The following is a 21470-nucleotide window of genomic DNA, read 5'->3' as shown; positions in this document are numbered from 1 at the left end:
GAGCTTCGACATGCGTACGGTGAGTGCGGCCGAGACCGCCCCCTCCCTTCACCCCTGGGCCATCCACGCCGAGGAGCTTCAGGTACGCGCGGGCCGGCACCTCGCCGTCAACGGGCTCGACCTGACCCTCGGAACCGGCGTGCACGGCCTGCTCGGCCCGAACGGCGCCGGCAAGACCACGCTGATGCGCGCGCTGGCCACGGTGCTGAAACCGGCCGCCGGACGGCTGCGGCTGCTCGGCGAGCCGGTCGACGGCCGGGCCGACCTGCGCCAGGTCCGCCGACGGCTGGGCTACCTGCCGCAGCAGTTCGGCTTCTATCCCCGGTTCACGCTGCGCGAGTTCGTCGAATACATGGCCTGGCTCAAGGAGATGCCGAAGACCGCGATCCCGGGCGCGACGCAGCGGGCGATCGAACGGGTCGGCCTCGAGGCCAAGGCCGGCGCCCGGATGAAGACGCTGTCCGGCGGCATGCTCCGCCGCGCCGGCATCGCGCAGGCCATCGTCAACGACCCGGCCGTGCTGCTGCTCGACGAGCCCACCGTCGGCCTCGACCCCGAGCAGCGCCTCGACTTCCGGGAGCTGCTGCGCGACGTGGGCGTGGACAGCTGCGTGCTGGTCTCGACCCACCTGGTCGAGGACGTGGTGGCCGCCTGCAGCGATGTGGTGCTGGTCAACGAGGGCCGCCTGGTCTACCAGGGCACGCCGGACGACCTGATCGCGCAGGGCGGCGCGGGCGATCCCGGCGACAGCCCGGCCGAGCGCGGATATTCGGCGCTGCTGCGCCGCGACCGGGCGGTGAGCGCCCGGTGAGCCGCGTCTTCGGCATCGAGCTGCGCCGCTCCGCGGCGATCGGGTCGGCGCTGGCCCTGGCCGTGGTCGGCACGCTGCTGCTGGTCCTCGACGCCGGGGCCGGTTTCGGCGACGGATGGATGCAACTGGCCATGACGCAACGGCTCTACCTGGCCGTGCTGTGGCCGCTGGCGCTGGCCGCCGGCGCCTGGCAGGGCCGCCGCGAGCACCGCACCCGGGTGGGTGAGCTGTTCGCGAGCACTCCGCGCCCGGTGGCGCAGCGGGTGCTGCCGACACTCGGGGCGATGGCGGTCGCCGTGGTCGCCGGCTATCTGGTGATGGGCGCCGCCGGCGGCATCTGGATCGCCCGGACCGCCGAGTACTTCCCGGTCCAGGTCTTCGCCGTCACCGCGGTGGGCGTGCTGGCGCTGATCGCGGCCGCCTGGCTCGGCCTGGCCGTCGGCCGCCTGCTGCCGTGGCTTCCGGTGGCGCCGGCGCTCGGCGTAGCCGGCCTCGGACTGCTGCTGACCATCCCGGCCGCGACCCGGCCGCGCGGCTGGCTGGCCCTGGTGTTCTCGCCGATCTACGAGATGAACATGCCGGGCTCGTACGCCGATGTGCCCACCCGGGTCAGCGCCGCCCAGGCCGCCTGGCTGGCCGCGCTGGCCGCCGCGGCCGTGCTCCTGTCCACGTCCGCGGGGTGGCGGGCCCGCACGGCGGCGCTGTTGCCAGTGGCGGTCGGCGCCGCGGTGGCGATCGCCGTGATGCCGCATCAGAACAGGACCGTCACCGACGCGATCGACCCGGTGGCCAAGGAACTCGTCTGCGCCGGCGGCACGCCCCGCGTCTGCGTCGCGCGCGTCCACTCCGGACGGATCGACGACCTCGCCGGCCCGGCCCGGGAGGGCCTGAAGGTGCTGGCCACGCTACCCGGCGCGCCGGCCGAGGTGCACGAGAACACCGCCACCTACCGGCCGGAGTGGTACCCGGAGTTCCGTGCGGACGTCGTGCTGGTCAGCGTGGGGTTCGACACGGACCTGTTCGAGGAGGTCGTGACGGGGGCGTTCGACGGGCCGCCCACGTGTGAGAACGTCCCCGCACCGGCCGAGCGGCTCGCGGCCGCACACTGGCTCATGGGCCGTCAGCCAGTGGCCGACCAGACGCGCGACGGGTACGCGGCGGAGTACTACGCCGAGGCGGTCCAGCTCTGGCAAGGCCTGCAGCGGCTGCCCCGGGCCGAGGCGCAGGCTCGCGTGCTCGCGTTGCGAAAGGCGGCGGTGACCTGCACCGCCGCCGAGGGACTGCTGGCCGGGGGCAAGGGATGAGGTGGCTCACGCTGTACCTGCGCTCCCGGCGGGCCCACGCGGCGGTCGTCGGTGTCGTCGCCTGCGCCGCCGCGATGTGGTCGCTCGGGCTGGCGCTCGCCGACACCCCCGAGATGGGTGAGCAGATGGTCGTCCTGACCGTCCTGCTGCTGGTCATCTGCCTGACCCCCACCCTCGGCGGCCCCGACGACGAGATGGAGCGCACCGCCGCGTTCGCGTGGCTGCCGCGCCGGGCGGCGCACCTGCTCGTGGCCGGCCTCCTCGTGACCCTGCTGTTGCTGGCCACGCTCCCGACCGGCGCCCGGTTCGGGCCGGCCGAGCTGGTGGTGCGGGACGCGGCCGGGCTGCTGGGACTGACCGCCCTGTGCGCGGCGACGCTCGGCACCGCCCGGGCGTGGTTCCTGCCGCTGGCCTGGACGCTGCCGGCGGTGCTGTTCCCCCGGGCGGAGCCGGTCGCCGGGCAGATCCTGACCTGGCAGGCCCAGCCGCCGTCGAGCACCGCGGCGACCGTGACCGCGCTGCTGCTGGCGCTGGCCGGCCTCGCCGCCTACGCGATGAGCGGCCCCGTTCCACGAGCTCCGGCCGAGGCCGCCCAACAGTGAGTGGAGCTCAGCCGCCCGCGATCAGTTCCTTGGCCAGGGCACGGAACGCGGCGGCCGGGAACTCGGTGGCGTCGCCGCCGTTGAGGACCTGGATGGCGACCTCGTCGGCGCCGGCCCGGTAGTGCTTCTCGAGGCCGGCGGCGACCTGCTCGGGCGTACCCCAGGGAATGACCGCGTCGACCAGGCGGTCGCTGCCGCCGTCGGCGAAGTCGTCGTCGGTCCAGCCGAAGCGGCGCAGGTTGTTGGTGTAGTTCGGCAGCGTCAGATAGCCGCTGGTGTACTGCCGGGCGGTGGCCCGCGCCGAAGCGGCGTCCGGGTCGACGACGACGGCCACCTCGGGGGCGAGCAGACGGCCGGGCCCGATCGCCGTGCGGGCCTCGGCGGTGTGCTCGGCGGTGGTGAAGTACGGGTGGGCGCCGGCCGAACGGTCGCGGGAGAGCTCGAGCATGCGCGGGCCGAGAGCGGCCAGGACGCGCCGCTCGGGGGCGAGTCCGAGGGCGTCGAGCTCGTCGAGATAGCCGACCATTTTCGAGTACGGCTTGCGGTAGTCCGTGCCGTCGCCCTCGACCAGGACGGCGTGGCTGGCGCCGAGCCCCAGCAGGAACCGGCCGGGATGTGCCCGCTCGGCCTCCTCGGCGAACGCGGCCGCCGTGGCCGGTGACGTGTGCCAGACGGTCGAGATGCCGGTGGCGACGCCGATGCGGGTGGTCCCGTCGAGCAGCTCGCGGAAGCGGCGCGGGATGGTCTCACCGAAGCCGGCCGAGAACCAGATCCGGGAGTAGCCGAGCTCCTCCAGCTCGATCGCGGCATCGAGAGCGGCTTGCGGGCTCTCGCTGCCGAGGAAGAATGGTTGCCACACGCTGACAAGTCGTTGCGCCATACCCGAACCTTACGACCGGGATGTCTGATGAACATGTTGCGCGGGGGAACGACACGGACGGTGGGCGCGGCGCTGGCGGTGATCGCGGCCGGCGCCGCGATCGCGGTGGCCAGCCGGCCCGAGCTGAACGGCGACGTGCGGTACGTCCTGGGTGGCCTCGAGACCGCGGGCCGGGGCGGTGTCAGCATCTGGGACGTCTTCGTGTCCCGGCCGCTCGCCTACAAATTGCTGATGGCCGCGTTCGCCGGCGACGCCCCGCCGCTGGTCCGGATCAAGACGTACGTCGCGGTCGCCGCCGTGATCGCCGTGCTGTTCCTGGGTGTCCGGCGCTTCGCCGGGCGGCGCGCGGCGGCCGGGATAGCCGGCGCCACCGGCCTGGCCCTGCTCGTCGTGCCGCCCTGGCACTTCCTCGAGCCCGACTGGACCGCCGCCGTCGCTGCTGTGCTGGCGGTCGGCGCCGCGTGCGCGCCCCGGCCACTGTGGCTCGGCGCGACGCTCGGCGGCCTGGCCGCGATGCTGGTCGTGGCGGTCAAGGCCTCCACGTTCCCGGTCGCGCTGATCGCGCTGCTCGTCGTCTTCGTGCTCGACCGGCGCCGCGCCGCGTGGACGGCACTGTCCACGGTGGTCTGGGTCGGCCTCTGGTATGTGGTGAGCAAGCACTTCCTGCCCTGGGAGTGGATCTGGCTGAGCGACCTGGCCAGCCTGGTGCACAGCAAACCTCAGCGGATCTACCTCGGCGACCTGCGCCTGCTGCGCATCGCGATCGGCGACGCGGCCGTGCTCAGCCCCGTCGTGGTGCTGGCGCCGGCCGCGGCGGCGGCGCTCGTCCAGCGCGAGACGGGCCGCCGCCGCTGGGTGGGCGCGGTGGTGGCGGTGGTCGCGCTCGGGATCTCGCTGGCTCCCGCGTACGGGCAGAGCGAGTTCTTCAACTACCACTTCGCGTCCACCGTCGTGCTCGCCGCCGGGCTGTGGGGCGCCGCCTTCGCGCTCCGGCCCGGGTTCCGGTTGCCGCTGGTCGCCACCACGGTGCTCGTCGCCGCGGTCAGCATCGTGCTGCTGCGCCAGCCTGCCTCCTGGCGGCTGGCGCACGCCGGGCCGGTGATCGGGGCGTACGAGATCGCCGCGATCGCTCTGGCCGTCGCCGCCTGGTTCGTGGCCGGCCGGGTGCGGGTCTCGCTGCCCTGGCCGGCCGGTGTGATCGCGCTCTGCCTGGCGCAGATACCGGCCGTACTGCCCGGATTCCCCTATGTCTTCAGCGGTTACAACTACACCATCCGGGTCGGCCCGACGCCCGCCTCGCCCCTGGCCGGCCTCAGCGAGCGGATCGGCCGGGACACGCCGGTGCTGTACCTGACGTACGGCACCGTCAACCACAGCATGGGCAACCCGACGACCTGCCGGTACCCGTCGCCGCTGTGGCTGCAGCGCGGGGCCTTCGCACCGCGGATGCGCCTGCGCCCCAGCTATCCCGACAACATGCTCTGCCTGACCGGGAGCCTCGACGCCCGATATCTGATCGTGCAGACCGCCTGGTTCAGCATCCCGAAGTCGGCCCCCGACGTCCAAGCACTGATCGACGAGCGGTTCGACTGCTCCCCGGCGGCCCGCATCCCGTCCTCGCCGACACTGTGGGTCTGCCCGGCCCGAGGGTGAGGCGCCGCAGCCGCAGATATGCCGCCAGGCCCAGGGGCAGGACCAGCCAGAACGAGATGACCCGGTAGGCGAGCACCACGGCGGCGGCCCCGGCCTGTGGTGCTCCCGCGGCGAGGAGGCCGGAGAGCAGGCTCGCCTCGATGAGGCCGATGCCGCCGGGAGTCAGGGGAATCTGCCGGACGGCCTGCACCGTCAGGTAGACCGTCGCGAGCTGGTGGGCCGGCACCGGGAGATCGAGCGCGTGCGTGACGGCGACGAGGCAGCCGAGGTCGAGCAGCCAGTTGAGCATCGCGCAGCCGACGGTCAGGCTCCAGCGCCGGAGCCCCATCCGGCGCGCCTCACCGAACCGGCGCAACAGAAGCGGCACCCCGGTCGTCAATGCCGCGGCGGCGACCAGCAGAAGCGCATGCCACGGCCGCGAGAAGCCACCCAGCACGCCCGCGCACAGCACCGTGATGCCCAGGACGGAGGCGAGGCCGGAGAGCACCATCGCGGTGGCCGCGGTCGCCGTACTCGCGCCGTGCCTTTTGTATTCGCGCACGGCGAAGGCAGCCGAGACGGCCGATCCGGCCGGCAGCACCGAGCTCATCGCCGAACGGGTGTACGCGATGGCGAGCGCACCGCGCCGCGAGATCCGAACGGTCAGGGCCGCGAGCAGGGTGCGCTGCTGCCCGGCGAAGGCGGCCTGGGACAGCGTCTGGGCCAGGACGGCGACGGCCAGCCAGCGGCGGTCGGCGGCGGCCAGGGCGGCTTTCATCTCCCCCGGATCCGGTACGCGGTCGTGCAGCAACCCCAGGACGACGGCCGCCCCCACTATCGCGCCGGCCGCGCGCAGAACGTACCGGCGCACCGGCCTCAGACCGTCGCGTACGGTGCCGGCTGCGCTGTCGTCTCGCCGGCGGTCGTCGCGGCCGCGGCGCGGCGGGAGCGGTGGTGCCCGAGCAGGCCGAGCACCGCGCCCAGGGCGAGCCAGGCGACCAGGACGATGATCGGTTGCGCCTCACCGTGGCCGCCGAAGTAGGCGGTGGAGCGCAGCAGGTGCCCGCCCGCGCCGGGCGGCAGCAGCTGGCCGAGCGTGCCGGACCAGCCGGGCAGCGTCTCGGGCGCGGTGGAGATGCCCGAGAGCGGGTTGCCGAGCAGCATCATGATGGCCGCTCCGATGCCGAAGCCGGCGTAGCCGAGCAGCGATTCCAGGCCGAGGATGGTCATCGACGTGGCGGCCACGGTCAGCGCGATGGCGCCGGAGTTGGCCAGGTAGGCGCCGTCGAGCGAGCCGAGCCAGAACTGCAGGATCGCGGCCATGGCCAGGCCGCCGGTGACGGCGAAGGCGAGGGCGCCGGCGATCCGGCGGACCCGGCCCCGCACCAGGTTCGTGAGCAGCACCGCGGCGAGCATGCCGCCCAGCACGAGCGGGAACGCCGCGGCCGTGAGGCCGGCGCCGCGCGGATCGTCCGCCGGCAGCGCGACGACGTCGTGGACGGCGACGGCCGCCTGAGCCGGGCCGAGCGCGCCGGCCACACCCTGAAGGGTCTGCGCGATCGAGGCGCTGCCCGCGGAGGCGGTGAGGACCTGCGGTGTGCCCGCGCTGACGTCGATCGCCCCGTACACCTCGCGGTCGCGGATCAGCTGTTCGGCGGCGGCCGGGGTGTCGACCCGGGTGATCTCGAAGCCGTTCGGCAGGCGCTGCTCGAGGGCCGCGCTGACACGGCCGGCGGCGGCGGCCGGCCCGGCGACGGCGATCGGCACGTCGTGGGTCGAGGACCGCACGGCCGGCCAGGCGAAGGCGGTGAGCATCACGCTGATGATCACCGTGAGCAGGACGACGGTCCTGGTCTCGATCGTCCACGGTGAAGGCGACGCGGCGGCGGCCATGGCACTCCCTAAAAGAACGGTTATTCGCTTTCTTTTGTAGCCGCACCGCCGCCCGTTATCAAGAACGAACATTCGCCTTTATTCTTTGTCACATGCCCCGCGTCTCCGAGCAGTACCGGGCCGACCGTCGCGCCGAGATCATGGCGGCCGCGGCCCGGCTCTTCGCCATCAACGGTTTCCACTCCACCTCGATGGCCGACATCATCGGCGAGTCCGGGCTCTCCGCCGGGGCGGTGTACCGCTACTTCCGCAGCAAGGAAGACCTGATCACGGCGGTCGCGGAGACGGCGCTGTCGTCGGCCGACGAGGTCTTCGGCTCCCTGCTCGCCGAGGGCGCCACCCCCTCGCCCGAGCAGGCCATGACGGCGATGATCCACGTCATCGACGGGGAGATGGCCCACCACCCGGCCCTGGGCATCGACGTGACCCGGGTCGGGCTGCAGGTGTGGGCCGAGGCGCTCCGCAGTCCCCAGGTGGCCGCCCGCGCCGACGGCGTCTACAAGCGGCTGCGGGGCTACTTCGCCGAGGTCGCCCGCCGATGGCAGGCCGCCGGGCAACTGGACGCCGGCGCCGTGCCGGAGCAGGTCGGCGCGGCCATGCTCGGCCTGATGCAGGGCTTCATCGTGCAGCGCCTGCTGGTCGACGGCACAGACCCCGACGACTACCTGGCCGGAGTGAAGGCGCTGCGTCAATCAATAGATTGACATCGATGTCAGGACGGATTAGCGTCCGCCAGAGAGCGCTCTCAACCCCCGAGAGAGGACCGCTTCTCGTGCGTGCGCCTACGAAACTCGCCGCCACGGCCATGGCCGCCCTGTCCATCGCCCTGGTCCCGGTGAACTCCGCCTCCGCCGCCCCCACGGTGGTGTGCAACCGCTACTGCGACGGCCGTGACGCGGCGACGGCCGCCGGTGACCGGGTCGCCGCGACCAGCGTCCTCTACGGGCGCGCGTTCAGGCTCCACGTCGACGACACCAACGCCATGGGCTGGGCCTCGATCGACGGCGGCCGGGCGGCCGACGAGGTGTGGATCGACCGTTCCTTCGACGGCGGCCGCACCTGGCCGGACAACGGCCGGCTGGGCGCCACGACGATCCCGGCCGGCGCGACCGGCTGGCGCACGAGCCAGTTCAACGTCGACGACTGGAACACCAACGGCGTCGGGGCGCTGCGCGCCTGCGGCAAAGCCGGCGACCGCCCCGAGATCAGCTGCACGCCCTGGGTCCGCGGCACCTGGAACGCCTGGGACCGGCGCACGGCCGCGGCCACCGCGCTGATGATGCGCTTCGACCGCGGCACCGGCCTGTTCGACGGCAACGGCTGGTGGACCGGCGCCAACGCGCTCACCGCCCTGATCACCAACATCCAGCGCAGCGGGATGCGCAGCTACCAGTACGCCATCGCTAGCACGTACGACAAGAACGTCAACGCCCGGCAGGGACAGTTCCGCAACGAGTTCCTCGACGACACCGGCTGGTGGGGCCTGGCCTGGATCGCCGCGTACGACGTGACCGGCGACAGCCGCTACCTGACCACGGCCCGGGCCGACGCCGACTGGATGCACAGCTACTGGGACGGCACCTGCGGCGGCGGCGTCTGGTGGAAGACCGACCGCAAGAACAAGAACGCCATCGAGAACAGCCTGTACATCCAGCTCAACGCCATGCTCAGCCGGCGCCTGCCCGGCGACACCACCTATCGCGACCGCGCCCGAGCCGGATGGTCGTGGTTCCAGAGCACCGGACTGATCAACGGCTCGAACCTGGTCAACGACGGCGTCAACCTGAGCACCTGTAGGAACAACGGCGACACCACCTGGACGTACAACCAAGGTGTTTTGATCAATGGTCTGGTCGAGCTCCACCGGCTGACCGGCGACGCGACCGTGCTGGCCGCCGCCCGCCGAGTCGGCGACGCGATGACCACCAGTGGCTACCTGTCCCCGAACGGCATCTTGCGCGAGCCGAACGAGCCCGACACGTGCGGCGGCGACGGCGCCTCGTTCAAGGGCGCGGCCATCCGCGGCTTGGGCGTGCTGAACACGGCGGTCGGCGGGGCCTACAACACGTACCTGACCCGCAACGCCGACAGCGCCCACGCCAACGACCGCGACAGCATCGGCATGTACGGCTCACACTGGTCCGGCCCGTTCCTGGGCACGAACCACAGCTGCCAGCACAGCGCCCTGGACCTGCTGAACGCCGCACCGTGAGCACACTCGGCTCAGGTGAAGGACTCCTGGCCGATGACGCGGAGCAGGGCCAGACCGGCCGCGGCCGGGAACGCGGCCCGGATGCGCTCGTCGTGGAACCAGCGCCACACGATGTCGTGGTCGTGATCGAGGGGAGGGCAGATGCCGCCGAACAGCGTCTCGGCCATCGCGATCTGGGCGGGCGCCTCGGTGAGCTGGTCGAGGCGCGGTCGGCGGGCTGGCCGTGCAACTCGCGGTCGCCCGCGGCGCGACCGTCATCGGCACCGCGTCGCCGGGAAAAGCGGTGGCGCCGCCCTGGCCGCCGTGCGACGGTGGTGGCTCGGCCGCGATCCCGTCTTCGAAGAGGAGTAAGCAATGCGAGCAGCTTCCACGCTCCGGACCCTGAACCGTCCTACCGTGGAGATCTGCTTTGGCATTGTTGAACCTCGGAATCGTCGCCCATGTTGACGCCGGCAAGACCAGCCTGACCGAGCGCCTGCTCTTCGAGGCGGGTGCGGTCGACCGGCCCGGCAGCGTCGACGCCGGCACCACCCGCACCGACTCGATGGAGCTGGAGCGGCGGCGCGGCATCACCATCCGGGCCGCCGTCACCTCGATCCGGCTCGGTGACCTCACGGTCAACCTGCTCGACACGCCCGGCCACCCCGACTTCATCGCGGAGGTGGAGCGGTCGCTGGCCGTGCTCGACGCCGCCGTGCTGGTGGTGTCGAGTGTGGAGGGTGTGCAGCCGCAGACCGTCGCCATCTGGCGGGCCCTGCGCCGCATCGGCGTGCCGACCATGTTCTTCCTCAACAAGGTGGACCGTGCCGGCGCCGACGTGGAGCGCGTGGTGACCCAGCTGCGCGACCGGCTCGCGGCCCGCCCGCTCGTGCTGAGCACGGTCGACGGGCCGGGCGGCCGGGACGCCCGGGTGCGAGCCGTCGAGCTCGGCGCCGAACCGGTCGTGGAGGCCGTGGCCGACGTCGACGACGCCCTGGCCGCCCGGTGGCTCACCGGCGAGCCGGTCGGCCCGCGGCACGTGCGCCGGGCGATCCGGCAGGCCGTGCGCGGCGGGCGGCTTTCCCCGGTGGCGTGCGGTTCGGCCATCACCGGCGCCGGCGTCCCACAGCTGCGGCACATCCTGGCCGGCTTGCTGCCGCGCGGCGCCCGGGGCGACGGCCCGCTGGCGGGCACGGTGTTCGCGGTCGACCGTGACGGGCACGGCCGGCGGGCCTGGTTGCGGTTGTGGTCGGGGCAGTTGCGCGTACGGGATCGGGTGCAGTTGACCGGGAACCGGCCGCAGCGGGTCACCGAGATCGCCGTGAGTGAGCCGGACGGCGTGCGGGTGCGGCCGTCGGCGACGGCCGGGCAGATCGCGGCGGTACGGGGTCTGGAGGCCCGGATCGGCCAGCACGTCGGCGATCCGCCGCGGCGGCACCTCTACCGTTTCCCGCCGCCGACCCGGCAGGCGCTGGTCGAGGCGGTCGACCCGGCCCAGCGGCTGGCCCTGTTCGCCGGCCTGGCCGAGCTCGCCGACGAGGACCCGTTGGTCGACCTGCGGCTCGACGAGCACGAGGCGCAGGCGGTCATCCGCCTGCACGGCGAGGTCCAGAAGGAGGTCATCGCCGCGCTGCTGGAGGACCGGTACGGCGTACGGGCCCGCTTCTCGGGCACCCTGACCGCCTGCATCGAGCGGGTGGCCGGCACCGGCACGGCCGAGGACCGCATCAGGGAGCGCGGCAACCCGTACCTGGCCGGCATCGGCCTGCGTATCGAGGCGGCCGAAGCCGGGCACGGCATCGAGGTGCGCCCCGGCATCGAGCCGGGCCGTCTCACGCCGGCCTTCGTGGCGGCGATCGAGGAGGGTGTACGGGCGGCCCTGCGCCAGGGACGCCACGGCTGGCCGGTCACCGACTGCGTGGTCACCATGACGTCCTCGCAGTACTGGCCGCGGCAGAGCCGGCCGCACCAGAAGTTCGACAAGTCGATCTCGAGCGTGGCCGCCGACTTCCGCAACCTGGCCCCGGTCGTGGTGGCGGCCGCGCTGCGCCGGGCCGGCACCCGGGTGTGCCAGCCGATCGAGCGCTTCGACCTCAACCTGCCACCCACCACGTTCGACGCGGTGGCGGCCCTGCTGGGCCGGCTCGGCGCGGTCATCGACGACACCACCACGACCGGCGGCTATCTGGAGGTCGGCGGCACGCTGCCGTCGTCCCGCGTGCCGGCGGTGGTCGCCGCCCTGCCCGACCTGACCGGCGGCGAGGCCGTCCTGACGACCCGCTTCGACCACTACGCCCCGGTCACCACCGACGATCCGCCGGTTCTGGCCCGGCGCGGCCCCGACCCGGCCGACCGGGAGGAGTGGTTCCGCGCCGTCCCGCGCTGATGCGCCCGGAGCCATGGCATCGGCGCACGATGTTCGAATGCTGACCCTGAACCGCGGCGCCGGCCAGGGCCTGACGCCGGCCCGCCGCGGTCAGGGCGCGGTGAAGCCGGCGATCAGGGCGTCGACCATGAAGTGGTAGCTCTCGGTCACGTCCCGGTCGAGGCCGAAGGCGCCGCCGGCCTCGAGGCTGGCGAAGCCGTGCAGGCTGGAGCGCAGGGCCCGGGCCGCGTCGATGGCCCGGGACTCGGGCAGGCCCAAGCCGGTCAGGACGTCGAACAGGATCTGGATGGACTCGTCGGACACTTGCCTGTCCTCCTCGTCGCCGGGCTCGGGGGCCCGGACCGTGGCCGCGTACCGGCCCGGATGCTCCAGCGTCCAGGCGCGGTACGCGTCGGCGAAGGCGTGGACCGCGGCCGCGCCCGACTGGCCGACCGCCGCCCGGGCCAGGGCCACGGCGAACTCGGCCTTGGCCCGCATGCCGATGCCGCGGCGCAGGGCGTCCAGGGAGTCGACGTGTTTGTACAGCGACGGGGTCCGCACGCCGACCCGCTCGGCCAGCAGGCCCATGGTCAGGTTGTCCAGGCCCACCTCGTCGGCCAGGGCCGCGCCGGCCTCGATGACCGCGGCCGGGGCCAGTCCGGCCCTAGGCACGGGCGTGGGCCCGCAGGAACGTGAGCATGGCAGCCACCGTCTCGTCGGGGTGTTGGACGTGCGGGTAGTGGCCCGCGCCCTCGATCATCTCAAGCCGGGCCCGGCCGGCCGGCATCGCGGCCACGATGGCCTCGCCCTCGGCCCGGGGGTCGGTCCAGTCGGGGTCGAGGGTGCCCTCGACGATCAGGGCGGGGACGCGGACGTCGCCCAGCCGCTCCCCCGCGTCGGCCGGCGACGTCTGGGTCATCTTCTGCAGGGCCTTCATCCGGCCGGGCTCGCGCAGCATGGCCTCGATCCCGGCCATCTGGGCGGTCCAGTCGGCCGGCTTGCGCCCCGGATAGGCGAGCTCGAGGTAGCCCTTCCACGACGACAGGCGGCCCATCATGGTGCCGGCCAGTTTGATCGTCGCCTTGCGGCGCAGGTCGCTCAGCTTGAACGACTGGGCGCGGGTGAAGGGCGCCAGCTCGATCACGGCGGTGATCAGCTCGGGCGCCTGGGCGGCGGCGATGGTGGCGGCGCCGCCGGAGATGGAGTGGCCGACGAGCACGGCCGGCCAGCCGAGGTGCCTGATCACCGCGAGCAGGTCGCCGGCGATGTCGGTGCGGCTGTACGAGGGCCAGACCGCGCTCGACTCGCCCGCGCCCCGCAGGTCGGCCGTCGCCACCCGGTAGCCCGCCTCGGCCAGGCGCGGCGCGACGAACCGGTACGCGTCGCGGCCGTTGCCGATGCCGGGGGCCAGGACGACGAGCGGCCCGTCGCCGGTCACGTCGTACGCGATGGTGCCACCGTCGACCGTCAGAAATTCCGTCATGACTCACTCCTGGCTAGTTGCGTTAGCTATAAGCTAACCGCATTAGCCAGAGAGTGCAAGGGGTCAGCGGCGGGCCAGCCGGCGGGCGCCCGAGATCCCGGTCTCGTACGGCACGTTGTAGTGGGCGAACACGGTCGGCTCCTCGGTGGCGGCCAGCTCACCGTCGAGCTCGATGCTCGGCGCGTCGGTGACCTGCTTCTTGCCGAAGCGGACCCGCACGGCCTTCGGGGTCACGGTGGCGCCGGCCAGGGGCACGAAGACCAGACGATGCCGGCCGATGAAGCCGACACGCACGGTCGCGTACGCGGGCTCGTCGTTCAGCGTGTCGACGTAGACCGCCTCCAGCTCGCCGATCTTGGCGCCGTCGGGGTCGATGACGTTCTCGCCGCGCCAGTCGCGCAGATTCTCAGCAGGAAACACTCTGGTGGTGTGCCCGCCACGGCACCGGCGAAACTCCGCGTCAGCGACGCAGCGGAATGGGGTTGTCGTCGGGCAGCACCGTCCAGACCCGCTCGGTCAGCGGCGCCAGCAGGACGGCATTCCTGACCGGCGCGGCGGCCAGACGATCGGTCAAATTCTCGATTTCGGCGTACGCGTCACGCCCGGCCGCCGTGGCCGCACCTTCCGCGGTGAGCCAGCCACGGCCGGCCAACCGCTCCGCCGCCGCCTGCCATTCCTCGTCCGTCCAGCCGCGCGCCGGCTGGGTCACCTCGCGCAGCCGGCCGCCGTCGAGCCCGGCCCGCCACACGAGCGACTCGCAGCCGTCGACCCCGGCCGTGAGCAGCGCCGCCACGTGCCCGTCCCCGCGATGCTCGCGCAGGATCGTCGCCGCGTGCCACAACCGGGCCACCGGCTCGGCCGGCCAGGGCAGATCGGCGTGCGCCGCCGCCAGCACCCGCCCGGGCAGGGCGACCGCCCGGGCCGCCTCCTCGAGCATGTCGGCCGCACCCACCACGGTGGACTCCGGCAGTCCCTCGAACAGGGCGGTCAGCGCGGCGGCCGCCCCCGCGGTCCGCGCGGCCACCGCCGCCTCCGGCGTGATCCGCGTCCACACGTCCGGCAGCGCCCGCGCCACCATCCGCGGCGCGAACCCGAAGAACGCCGCCGTCACCGGGCCCGCACCGACCGCGCCGAGCGCCGCCGCCCGCCCCGCGAAGTACCGGCGCCAGAACCCGGTCAGCCCGGCCGCCTCGAAGGCCGCCCCGGCCTGCGGCGTGAAGTAGGTGACGGCGTGCAGAGGCTCGAACAGCGACCAGAACTCGCGCGGCGACGTCATCGCCCGATGATGCCATCCCGGCTCAGGCCAGGGCGCAGGCCGCGCCATTGAGAGTTATCAGTTCCGGCGCCGGGTTCGGGCCGCCCGGTGTCGTGGCGTTGAAACCGAAGTACACCGTCGCCCCAGGTTGGAGGCGCCGGTTCGTGGTGGTGTTGCGGGCCGTCACCGTGGCGCCGGACTGCGCCGCCTCGGCCGACCACGCCTCGCGCAGGCGCTGGCCGCCGAGGAAGGCGAAGCGCGCGGCCCAACCGTCGATGACCGTGGTGCCGGTGTTGGTGATGGCCAGTTGCGCGGTGAACCCGGTCTTGTCCGCCCAGTCGCCGTAGTTGCTGTAGGTGGCCCGGCACGACACGGCCGGGGCCGGCTCACTTCGTCCCTGGTCGGCCAGGAAGGACGCCACCCAGGCCAGGGCGGAGTTCCAGTTGATGGCCACCTCGTTTGTCGCGTAGGACTCGATGTCGTCGACGTAGCAGAACATCGGCTTGCAACCGGTGAGCAGAGCCTTGGCGTACGGGTCGTCCAGCCCGGCGTTCGCGCCGCCGGCCAGCGATCCGGCCGGCGGGTGGGGCAGCGTGGCGTCCTTCTGGTGGGCGTAGATACGGGTGTGCTGGTTCTGAGACGCCTTCTCGCCCCAGCCGGTCACGTACGACTGGTTCAGCGCGTTGCGGCCGAAGATGTAGTCGACGCCCTGCAGCGCCCCGTCGCGGTATTTCGCCGCGCTGGTCATGTCGAACGCGGTGGCCAGCACCTGGACGTTGTTGAGGATGTTGCTGTTGGCGCCCCAGAAGTAGCTGCCGGCGTTGCCGGGCATCGGCAGCCCGTAGGCCTGGGCGCCGAGGGTCGCCAGATAGTTGTCGGCGGCGGTCACCACCGACTGGCGGACCCGCTGCCGGTCGGCCGCCGGCAGAGCGCTCGGCACCGTGGCCAGGTCGAGCCGCCCCAGCGCCGCGGTGCTGGCCCAGCCGAAGCCGGTGGCCGCGAAGACGTCGCCGGTGTGGTGCCGCGACGCGGTCACGTCGGTCAGGAACGCCGCCTCGCCGGTGGTCAGGTACAGCTCGGCCGCGGCCCAGTAGAACTCGTCGGAGACGTCGTCGTCGCCGTAGCTGCCACCACCGCCGCCCAGGTCCCGCGCGATCATCGCCGGGTGGGCCTTGGCCGCGGCGTACGCGGTGCGGGACGCGGTGAGGCACTTGGCCGAGAACGCCGCGTCGTACGGCGCGAACAGCCGCGCGCACTGGGCCGCCGTGGCCGCCAGGTTCAGCGTGGCCGCCGTCGACGGTGGCTGCAGCTCACGCTGCTCGGGGTCGTCCTGGGGCTGCATCGGAAGGCCGGTCCAGTTGGCGTCGTGCATCTTGTGGTGGGCCATCCCGGCCAGCGGCTGACCGGCCGGGACCTGCATGCGCATCAGGAACTCGAGCTCCCAGCGGGCCTCGTCGAGGATGTCGGGAACCTTGTTGCCGCGCTCGGGCACTCGCAGGGTGCTGTCGGCCAGTCCGGCGCCGTGTGCGGCGGTGACGGCGGTCTTGGTGCGTTCGAAACCGCTCATCAGCTGCTGTACGGCGATACCGCCGTTGACCACGTACTTACCGTGGTCCCCCGCGTCGTACCAGCCGCCCCGCACGTCCAGCCGGTAGTCGCAGGAGCCGGCCCGGCACGGCACGCTCGTGTCGCCCTTGTTCGGGGCCACGCCGAGGTGACCGGCCGGCCGGGCGTACTGCTCGCCGACCAGATCGCCGTCGATCGCGATGCCGCTGCGCTGGATGGAGAAGAACTGCAGGGCGTCCGAGCGCAGCTGCTGGTAGACGGTGCCGGAGATGTCGAACGGGTAGCTGGTCTGCCCGTCGGCGACGAGCGTGTAACCGGTCCCCGCGGTGGCGTAGGCGGAGAAGTCGATGGTGTGCACGTTCTGGCCCGAGGCGGCGTCCGTGCCGCGCGGCGTGCTCCGGCCCGAGGTGACCACGGTCCCGGCGGCGTTCTCGAGCTGCCAGTCGAGGGCCTCGGTGGCCTCGGTGACCAGCGTCGCCTTCTTCGGCCCGCCCGGCAGATAACCGACCTGGTTGACCCGGACCCGCGGCCCGGTCTCGGGCACGTACGGCGGTTCCTCCTCGCCGCCGATCAACGACACGTTGTCCAGGCACAGCCGGTATTCAGCGGCGCCGCCGCCGACCTGGAAGGCCACCTGGCCGGCGGCGGTGTCCTCGGAAGCGGTGAACGTGTACTCCAGGTGCTGCCGCGCGGGCGTCAGGGCGACATCGCGACTGAAGTACGACGTGTACGGGTCGGCGCCGAGCTGAACGGCCGCCCGTACGGTGGCGCCGGGTGCGGCCGTGGCGTCGAACGACAGCGTGTACGAGGATCCCGCCTTCAGGGCGACGTTGTTCTGCCCGATGCCGGCGTCCCAGGGGTTGGCCAGTCCGGACGGCACGGTGGCGCACAGCTGCCCGTCCTCGACTCCCGTGGCCGTGGTGCCGTAGGAGTACCAGCCCGCGGTGCCGTCGGCGAAGTCGCCGTTCTCCAACTGCTCGGGGCCGGCCGGCGGGGCGGCGGCGTCGCTGGTCAGCGAGACGTCGTCGAGGCAGAAGGTGTACGGGTCGGCGCTGCCGCCGAGCTGGAACGTCAGCGTGCCGTCGGCCGAGTCCAGGGTGGAGGTGAAGGCGTGCTCGAACGTCTGCGCCGAGGTGGTCAGGGCGACCGCCCGGGACAGCACTGCGGTGTAGGGCGCCTCGTTGAGCTGCACGTTCGCTCGGACGGTGACCGGCGCGCTGCTGTGCGCGCGGAAGCTGAGCTGGTAGGCGTCGCCATTCGCGAGAGGAACGCCGTTGTAGCCGAGGCTGACGTCCCAGGCGTTGGTGGTGCCGCCGGGAACCTCGGCGCAGAGCTCGCCGCCGGTGGCTGACAGCGGCGCGTTGTCGGTGGACCACCAGCCGGCCGTCCCGGTGGTGAAGTCGCCGTTGGTGATGTGCTGCGCCGGTTCGGCCGACGCCGGTTGAATCGTCAGGGACGTCAGCGCCAGCGTCGCCGCCGCGGCCGAGATCAGGACGGTGACCCGCCTGCGCAGGTGTGGAGTCACTAGGGATCCTTCCGACAATCTGGGAGCGCTCCCAGGATCCCTATTGTCAACAGCGTGTTACGTCAAGTCAATCGACGAACAGCGATACGTCGAGAGGGGCGTCTATCGCAGCTTGATGTCGATCGTCTGCCACTGGCCGTCGGCCACCGTGACTCCGACGGTGGCGGGACTGTGGTCGCGGGCGGTGAACTCCAGCTCCCAGACGCCCGGGTCCAGGGGCCAGTCGTAGCGGCCGTCCCGGTCGGTGGTCACCACCTTCAGGTCGGGCGAGGAGGAGGGGCCGATCGCGCGGCGGGTCACTGTCGCGCCGGTGATGGGCGCGCCGGCTCCGTCGAGGACGCGACCGCGGACGCCCTCGTCGGCCTGCGACGGTGTGTCGCAGGCGCCGAGGAGCAGGACGGTCGCCAGCAGAGCGGCCGCCGGCAGGGCCGCGCGGGAACGAGAGGCTTCGTTCACCAGTACATGACCGCGGACTCGCCCGAAGCCCACGCGTAATACAGCCGGGCCCGGACCACATAACGGCGGCCCGCGAAGAGCTTGACGTTGATCAGCGCGTTGCGGTCCTCGCCGCTGTCGTCGTCGCCGGCCAGGTAGCGCAACTCGCCGTCGACCTCCTCGAAGAGCACGAGCACGACGTCGGCCGCGCCGAACGTGCCGATGCTGTACTCGCGGCTCGCGTCCGGGACGATCTCGGCGTTGAACTGCTCGCCCGGTTTCAGGCTCATCGGCGTGGACTGGAACGGCGTCAGGCGCGGCAGTTGCGGCTGAAGACCCGGATACCAGATCAGCACCTGCTCCTGGTCGATCTTCGAAATGGTGCCGGGCGGGCGGATGCCGTTCGTCTTGTACTCCTCCGGGCTGATCACCAGACCGCTCGGGAAGCTGTACTCCATGACGGACTCGGGATCCCAGTCGGAGCCTTTGACCTCGGCCGGGTCGAGCTTGCGGAGCACGTTGTGGAACGTGGTCTCGCGCGGCCAGTTGTTCGGCGGGGCGCCCAGGAAGGCGTAGACGGCCTCCTCGTCCCAGACGATGCCGGCGTTCGGGTTCTGGTGCTCGTGGGGCAGGCCGAGCGTGTGCCCGATCTCGTGGCGGGCGGTCGTCCGGCCGTACGGCGTCGTCAGGTCCCATCCGAAGTTCATGGTCCGGTCGTTCTGACCGATGCCCAGCACGTCACGGCCGAGATAGGACCACGAGCCGTCGCCCTGCTCGAATCCGACGCGGACCTCGGCCTCGGCGAGCGAGGTCACCTCTTCGAAGTCGAGGCCGATCCCGATGCCCTTCCACTCGGCGAACGACTCGCGGACCACGGCTTTCTGGTCGTCGCGGCCGGTCTCCATGAAGGCGTAGCGCAGCTTCGTCCCGTTCGCCCACATCACCCGGCTCACGATGATCGCCCGCCGCCGATCGGCCGGCATGTCGGACGGCAGCACCGGCATGGTGCGCGGCGGTGCGGCGCAATACCTCAGCTTTTCCATGACACGCCCTTCCCCCCAAAGAAAAAGCACGAAAGAAATGCCCGCCGAGAATCATTTGTCTGCGGCGCGGCGAGAAACGTGCACCCAGCTTTCTCTCGATTTCTAGGTCAAGTCAATGACCAGCCGGAGCCCTGTCAGAAAGCCGTCGGGGAGATATCCGGCCCTACTGCCCGCCCGGCTCCACGGTGATCCACGAGACCATCAGCTCGAACAGATCATCGAGATCGACTGGCTTGAGCAGGATGCCGGTGGCGCCGGCTTCGGTGGCCGGCTCGAGGGCGCCCGGTGAAGCGTCCGGCACGAGAAAGACGATGAGCAGGTTCTCGAAACGCAGATCCTGCCGGATCTTGCGGGCGATGAAATACCCGCCCGGATTTCCGATGTGTGCGAGCAGCGGTCAGCGCGAAGGCATCGCGGACGTCGTCGGGCACGTGGAGAGTGAAGGTCGAGCCCTCACCCGGCCGCGACGACACCACGATCGTGCCGCCGTGCGGCGCGCTCGAAATCGGTGTTGGCCGGGGCCACGAAGATGTTCGACGTCGACGCGCAGCGTGCAGAAAGCCGCACGTCCTGGGCCTCGGCAGTAGGCCTCCCGCGGCCTTTCGAGGTCGAGCGGCGATCCGGCGGCTGCGGCCCGGTGCGCCGTCCGCGTCGCCCAGGAAGCCCAGCCCGGCCCAGGAATCGGTCGCGTGGGGTCGGCGACCGCACCAGGCTGGGCTTCCACGGGAGATGGGCCGCGTCAGTACCAGCAGCCTCCCGGGGAGCTCATGTGGCGGTGCAGGTCGGCGTCATCGCGGCGCTGTTGCCGGTGGCCTGGAAGCCGAATTCGGTGGCGCCGCCGGGTGGCAGGGCGCCGTTGTAGGCGACGTTGGTGAACTGGACGGCGCCGCTGGTGGCGCTGCGGTTGGCGTTCCAGGCGTTCGCGATGGTGGCGCCGGCCGGGAGTGTCAGCCCGACGTTCCAGCCGGTCAGCGCGGCGGCACCGGCCGTCACCCGTACGGTCGCCACGAAGCCGCCGGACCACGAATTCAGCGTGACCGAAGCAGAGCAGCCGGCGCCGGTCGGCGGCGGCGTAGTGGTAGGAGGAGGCGGCGTAGTAGTAGGTGGAGGCGTAGTAGGGCCTCCACCGCCCAACGTGGGCGTCGTCCAATCGATCCAATCAGCCAGGCGGCCCTGGGCCTTGCTGGAGATGCGCATGCCGCCGGTGGTCGCGGCGGTGCCGCGCAGGAACTTCTGGAGGTTGGCGGTCAGAGGAGCCCGCCACTCCGGGCGGCTGGCGCAATGGGTGCCGTCCTGGACGTCCGACCAGTAGGTGATGTTCTCGGTGGCGCCCACTGCCTTGTAGACCTCGGCCCCGGCCAGCGCCGCCACGCTCGCCGAGCGGGGGCCGAGGTTCGCGATGTGCGGGTTGTCCATGATGAACAGACCGCGCGGGGCGACCATCGCCACCATCTCGTGCGTGTCCACCGGCAGCCGGGACGGGTCGGAGGTGAACGAGCCGAAGGCGTCGCCCAGCCATGGCTGTTCGCCGTAGGCGCTGCTCAGGCTCTGTGCGCCTTCGCCCGGGATGCCGCGGAAGATGGGCACGCCGGCGCTGCCCGACTCGATCGGCATGGTCAGGGCGATGCGCTGGTCGAACGCGCCGGCCACGAAGGCGCCCTTGCCGAAGCGGGAGCAGCCGGTCACGCCGGTGGCGTCGGCCCGCAGGATGGTGCCGCCGGACTGCTCGAGCACGTCGATGATCCGGCTGACGCCCCACGACCAGGCCATGAGCAGGCCGGTCGGGCTCGACGAGCCGTAGACGCTGTAGAACGCGCCCTGCTTGTTGTTCCGCGGAGTTCCTTCTCGGCCCACGGTGTACGGGTCGTAGTTGATCACAGCCGCACCGGCCGCTTTGATGGCCGCGGTGTCGGCGCCGAAGCCGCCGTACACGACGACGGCCGGGAACGGGCCGGTGCCGCCGGGCAGCTCGACCCGGGCCGAGAAGTTGGAGCTGCGGCCCTGGTCGGCCACGTTCACGGTGATCGCGGAGGCGGTCACCGTGCCGGTCACGCTTTGCGGCCGGGTGGGCTTCTCGCCGTACACATAACGCTCGGAAAGCTTTTTGATCTCCTCCCGCCGGCAGGTCCACTCGCCGGTGGTCGTGATGCGGCTTCCGTCGATCCTGCGGAACGGGTCGGGCAGCTTGGCGTTGCTGGTCAGCGTGGCCGGGACGGACACGGGGCAGCCGGTGCCCTCGTTCTCGACCGGCGCGGCCGTGATCGCCAGCGCGGCCACGAGAACCGCGATCTTGAGAATCACTGGGACTCCCTCCGGGGACGGGGTTTGGGAGCGCTCCCGGGGTCCTCAGTGTCGACCCGTGCATCGAAACAAGTCAATAAGTATCGGAAACTTCCGGGCGGTGTGACGGCGGGCACCAGCACCGGGACCAGGGTCGGGCACGGGGGCACCCGGGGACCCGGCGGGGCAATGGTCGCTGAGGAAG

Annotated in this window: 20 protein-coding genes; 7 read left to right on the top strand and 13 right to left on the bottom strand. The window is 72.2% G+C overall.

Annotated features, from left to right (window positions below; all coding sequences use genetic code 11):
- Positions 1-10 precede the first annotated feature (10 nt).
- From CRP55_RS07285 to CRP55_RS07275, 3 genes are read left to right on the top strand one after another with little or no spacing between them, the layout of a single operon-like run.
- Positions 11-811 carry an ABC transporter ATP-binding protein gene (locus CRP55_RS07285; RefSeq protein ID WP_097318901.1) on the top strand — a complete coding sequence of 267 codons (801 nt, stop codon included), beginning with the start codon at positions 11-13 and terminating at the stop codon, positions 809-811.
- Complete coding sequence (locus CRP55_RS07280) at positions 808-2115, top strand: hypothetical protein (RefSeq protein WP_097318900.1); 1308 nt, start codon at positions 808-810, stop codon at positions 2113-2115. Before CRP55_RS07285 ends, CRP55_RS07280 begins: the two co-directional genes overlap by 4 nt.
- Positions 2112-2717 carry a hypothetical protein gene (locus CRP55_RS07275; protein ID WP_097318899.1) on the top strand — a complete coding sequence of 202 codons (606 nt, stop codon included), beginning with the start codon at positions 2112-2114 and terminating at the stop codon, positions 2715-2717. The genes CRP55_RS07280 and CRP55_RS07275 overlap by 4 nt, the downstream gene beginning before the upstream one ends.
- A gap of 7 nt (positions 2718-2724) precedes the next feature.
- On the opposite strand, the gene CRP55_RS07270 is transcribed toward CRP55_RS07275, so the two are convergent.
- Positions 2725-3597: a TIGR03620 family F420-dependent LLM class oxidoreductase gene (locus tag CRP55_RS07270; protein ID WP_097318898.1), complete on the bottom strand. Its 873-nt coding sequence runs from the start codon at positions 3595-3597 to the stop codon at positions 2725-2727.
- A gap of 27 nt (positions 3598-3624) precedes the next feature.
- Between CRP55_RS07270 and CRP55_RS52820 the strand changes: the two genes are divergently transcribed.
- Complete coding sequence (locus CRP55_RS52820) at positions 3625-5250, top strand: hypothetical protein (RefSeq protein WP_245922862.1); 1626 nt, start codon at positions 3625-3627, stop codon at positions 5248-5250.
- Here the strand turns inward: CRP55_RS52820 and CRP55_RS07260 are convergent.
- Together CRP55_RS07260 and CRP55_RS07255 are read right to left on the bottom strand one after the other, a co-directional pair.
- Positions 5132-6100 (bottom strand): lysylphosphatidylglycerol synthase transmembrane domain-containing protein, encoded by a 969-nt coding sequence (locus CRP55_RS07260; RefSeq protein WP_097318897.1) that lies wholly within the window; start codon positions 6098-6100, stop codon positions 5132-5134. The two genes, CRP55_RS52820 and CRP55_RS07260, sit on opposite strands and share 119 nt — an antisense overlap.
- Before the next feature lie 5 nt (positions 6101-6105).
- Entirely contained in the window at positions 6106-7122 is a 1017-nt protein-coding gene (locus tag CRP55_RS07255) for a hypothetical protein (protein WP_097318896.1), read from the bottom strand.
- A gap of 92 nt (positions 7123-7214) precedes the next feature.
- On the opposite strand from CRP55_RS07255, the gene CRP55_RS07250 reads away from it, so the two are divergent.
- A complete protein-coding gene (locus tag CRP55_RS07250) occupies positions 7215-7826 on the top strand; it encodes a TetR/AcrR family transcriptional regulator (RefSeq protein WP_097318895.1) in 612 nt (203 codons plus the stop codon).
- A gap of 68 nt (positions 7827-7894) precedes the next feature.
- The gene (locus CRP55_RS07245; protein WP_245922861.1) at positions 7895-9334 is read left to right on the top strand and encodes a glycoside hydrolase family 76 protein; all 1440 of its coding nucleotides are present in this window, start codon (positions 7895-7897) and stop codon (positions 9332-9334) included.
- A gap of 11 nt (positions 9335-9345) precedes the next feature.
- On the opposite strand, the gene CRP55_RS07240 is transcribed toward CRP55_RS07245, so the two are convergent.
- Entirely contained in the window at positions 9346-9501 is a 156-nt protein-coding gene (locus CRP55_RS07240) for a hypothetical protein (RefSeq protein ID WP_179855053.1), read from the bottom strand.
- A gap of 248 nt (positions 9502-9749) precedes the next feature.
- Here CRP55_RS07240 and CRP55_RS07235 point away from each other — a divergent pair, with 248 nt between their 5' ends.
- Positions 9750-11699, top strand: coding sequence for an elongation factor G (locus tag CRP55_RS07235; protein WP_245922860.1), 1950 nt, complete (start codon positions 9750-9752; stop codon positions 11697-11699).
- Positions 11700-11789: 90 nt separating this feature from the next.
- Here CRP55_RS07235 and CRP55_RS07230 read toward each other — a convergent pair whose 3' ends face one another.
- The 9 genes from CRP55_RS07230 to CRP55_RS07195 all read right to left on the bottom strand — a co-directional run bounded on the left by CRP55_RS07230 (position 11790) and on the right by CRP55_RS07195 (position 21286).
- Positions 11790-12350 carry a TetR/AcrR family transcriptional regulator gene (locus CRP55_RS07230; protein ID WP_097318892.1) on the bottom strand — a complete coding sequence of 187 codons (561 nt, stop codon included), beginning with the start codon at positions 12348-12350 and terminating at the stop codon, positions 11790-11792.
- The gene (locus CRP55_RS07225) at positions 12343-13161 is read right to left on the bottom strand and encodes an alpha/beta fold hydrolase (RefSeq protein WP_097318891.1); all 819 of its coding nucleotides are present in this window, start codon (positions 13159-13161) and stop codon (positions 12343-12345) included. The genes CRP55_RS07230 and CRP55_RS07225 overlap by 8 nt, the downstream gene beginning before the upstream one ends.
- Before the next feature lie 63 nt (positions 13162-13224).
- A complete protein-coding gene (locus CRP55_RS07220) occupies positions 13225-13581 on the bottom strand; it encodes a PRC-barrel domain-containing protein (RefSeq protein ID WP_097318890.1) in 357 nt (118 codons plus the stop codon).
- A 40-nt stretch (positions 13582-13621) separates the two neighbouring features.
- Positions 13622-14437, bottom strand: coding sequence for an SCO6745 family protein (locus CRP55_RS07215; protein WP_097318889.1), 816 nt, complete (start codon positions 14435-14437; stop codon positions 13622-13624).
- A 22-nt stretch (positions 14438-14459) separates the two neighbouring features.
- Complete coding sequence (locus CRP55_RS07210; protein WP_097318888.1) at positions 14460-17507, bottom strand: glycoside hydrolase family 9 protein; 3048 nt, start codon at positions 17505-17507, stop codon at positions 14460-14462.
- 102 nt (positions 17508-17609) lie between these two features.
- Positions 17610-17963: a carboxypeptidase-like regulatory domain-containing protein gene (locus tag CRP55_RS07205; RefSeq protein ID WP_179855052.1), complete on the bottom strand. Its 354-nt coding sequence runs from the start codon at positions 17961-17963 to the stop codon at positions 17610-17612.
- Positions 17960-18985 (bottom strand): M12 family metallopeptidase, encoded by a 1026-nt coding sequence (locus CRP55_RS07200; RefSeq protein ID WP_097318886.1) that lies wholly within the window; start codon positions 18983-18985, stop codon positions 17960-17962. Before CRP55_RS07200 ends, CRP55_RS07205 begins: the two co-directional genes overlap by 4 nt.
- Before the next feature lie 163 nt (positions 18986-19148).
- On the bottom strand, positions 19149-19286 hold the full coding sequence (locus tag CRP55_RS52815) for a response regulator (protein ID WP_179855051.1): 138 nt from the start codon (positions 19284-19286) through the stop codon (positions 19149-19151).
- 464 nt (positions 19287-19750) lie between these two features.
- Positions 19751-21286, bottom strand: coding sequence for a glucuronyl esterase domain-containing protein (locus tag CRP55_RS07195; protein ID WP_245922859.1), 1536 nt, complete (start codon positions 21284-21286; stop codon positions 19751-19753).
- Positions 21287-21470 lie beyond the last annotated feature (184 nt).

It is taken from the genome of Paractinoplanes atraurantiacus (genome assembly GCF_900215205.1).
Classification (GTDB): Bacteria; Actinomycetota; Actinomycetes; order Mycobacteriales; family Micromonosporaceae; genus Actinoplanes; species Actinoplanes atraurantiacus.
Note: the sequence above shows the minus strand (reverse complement) of the source record. Positions and strands in the feature narration are given on the sequence as shown.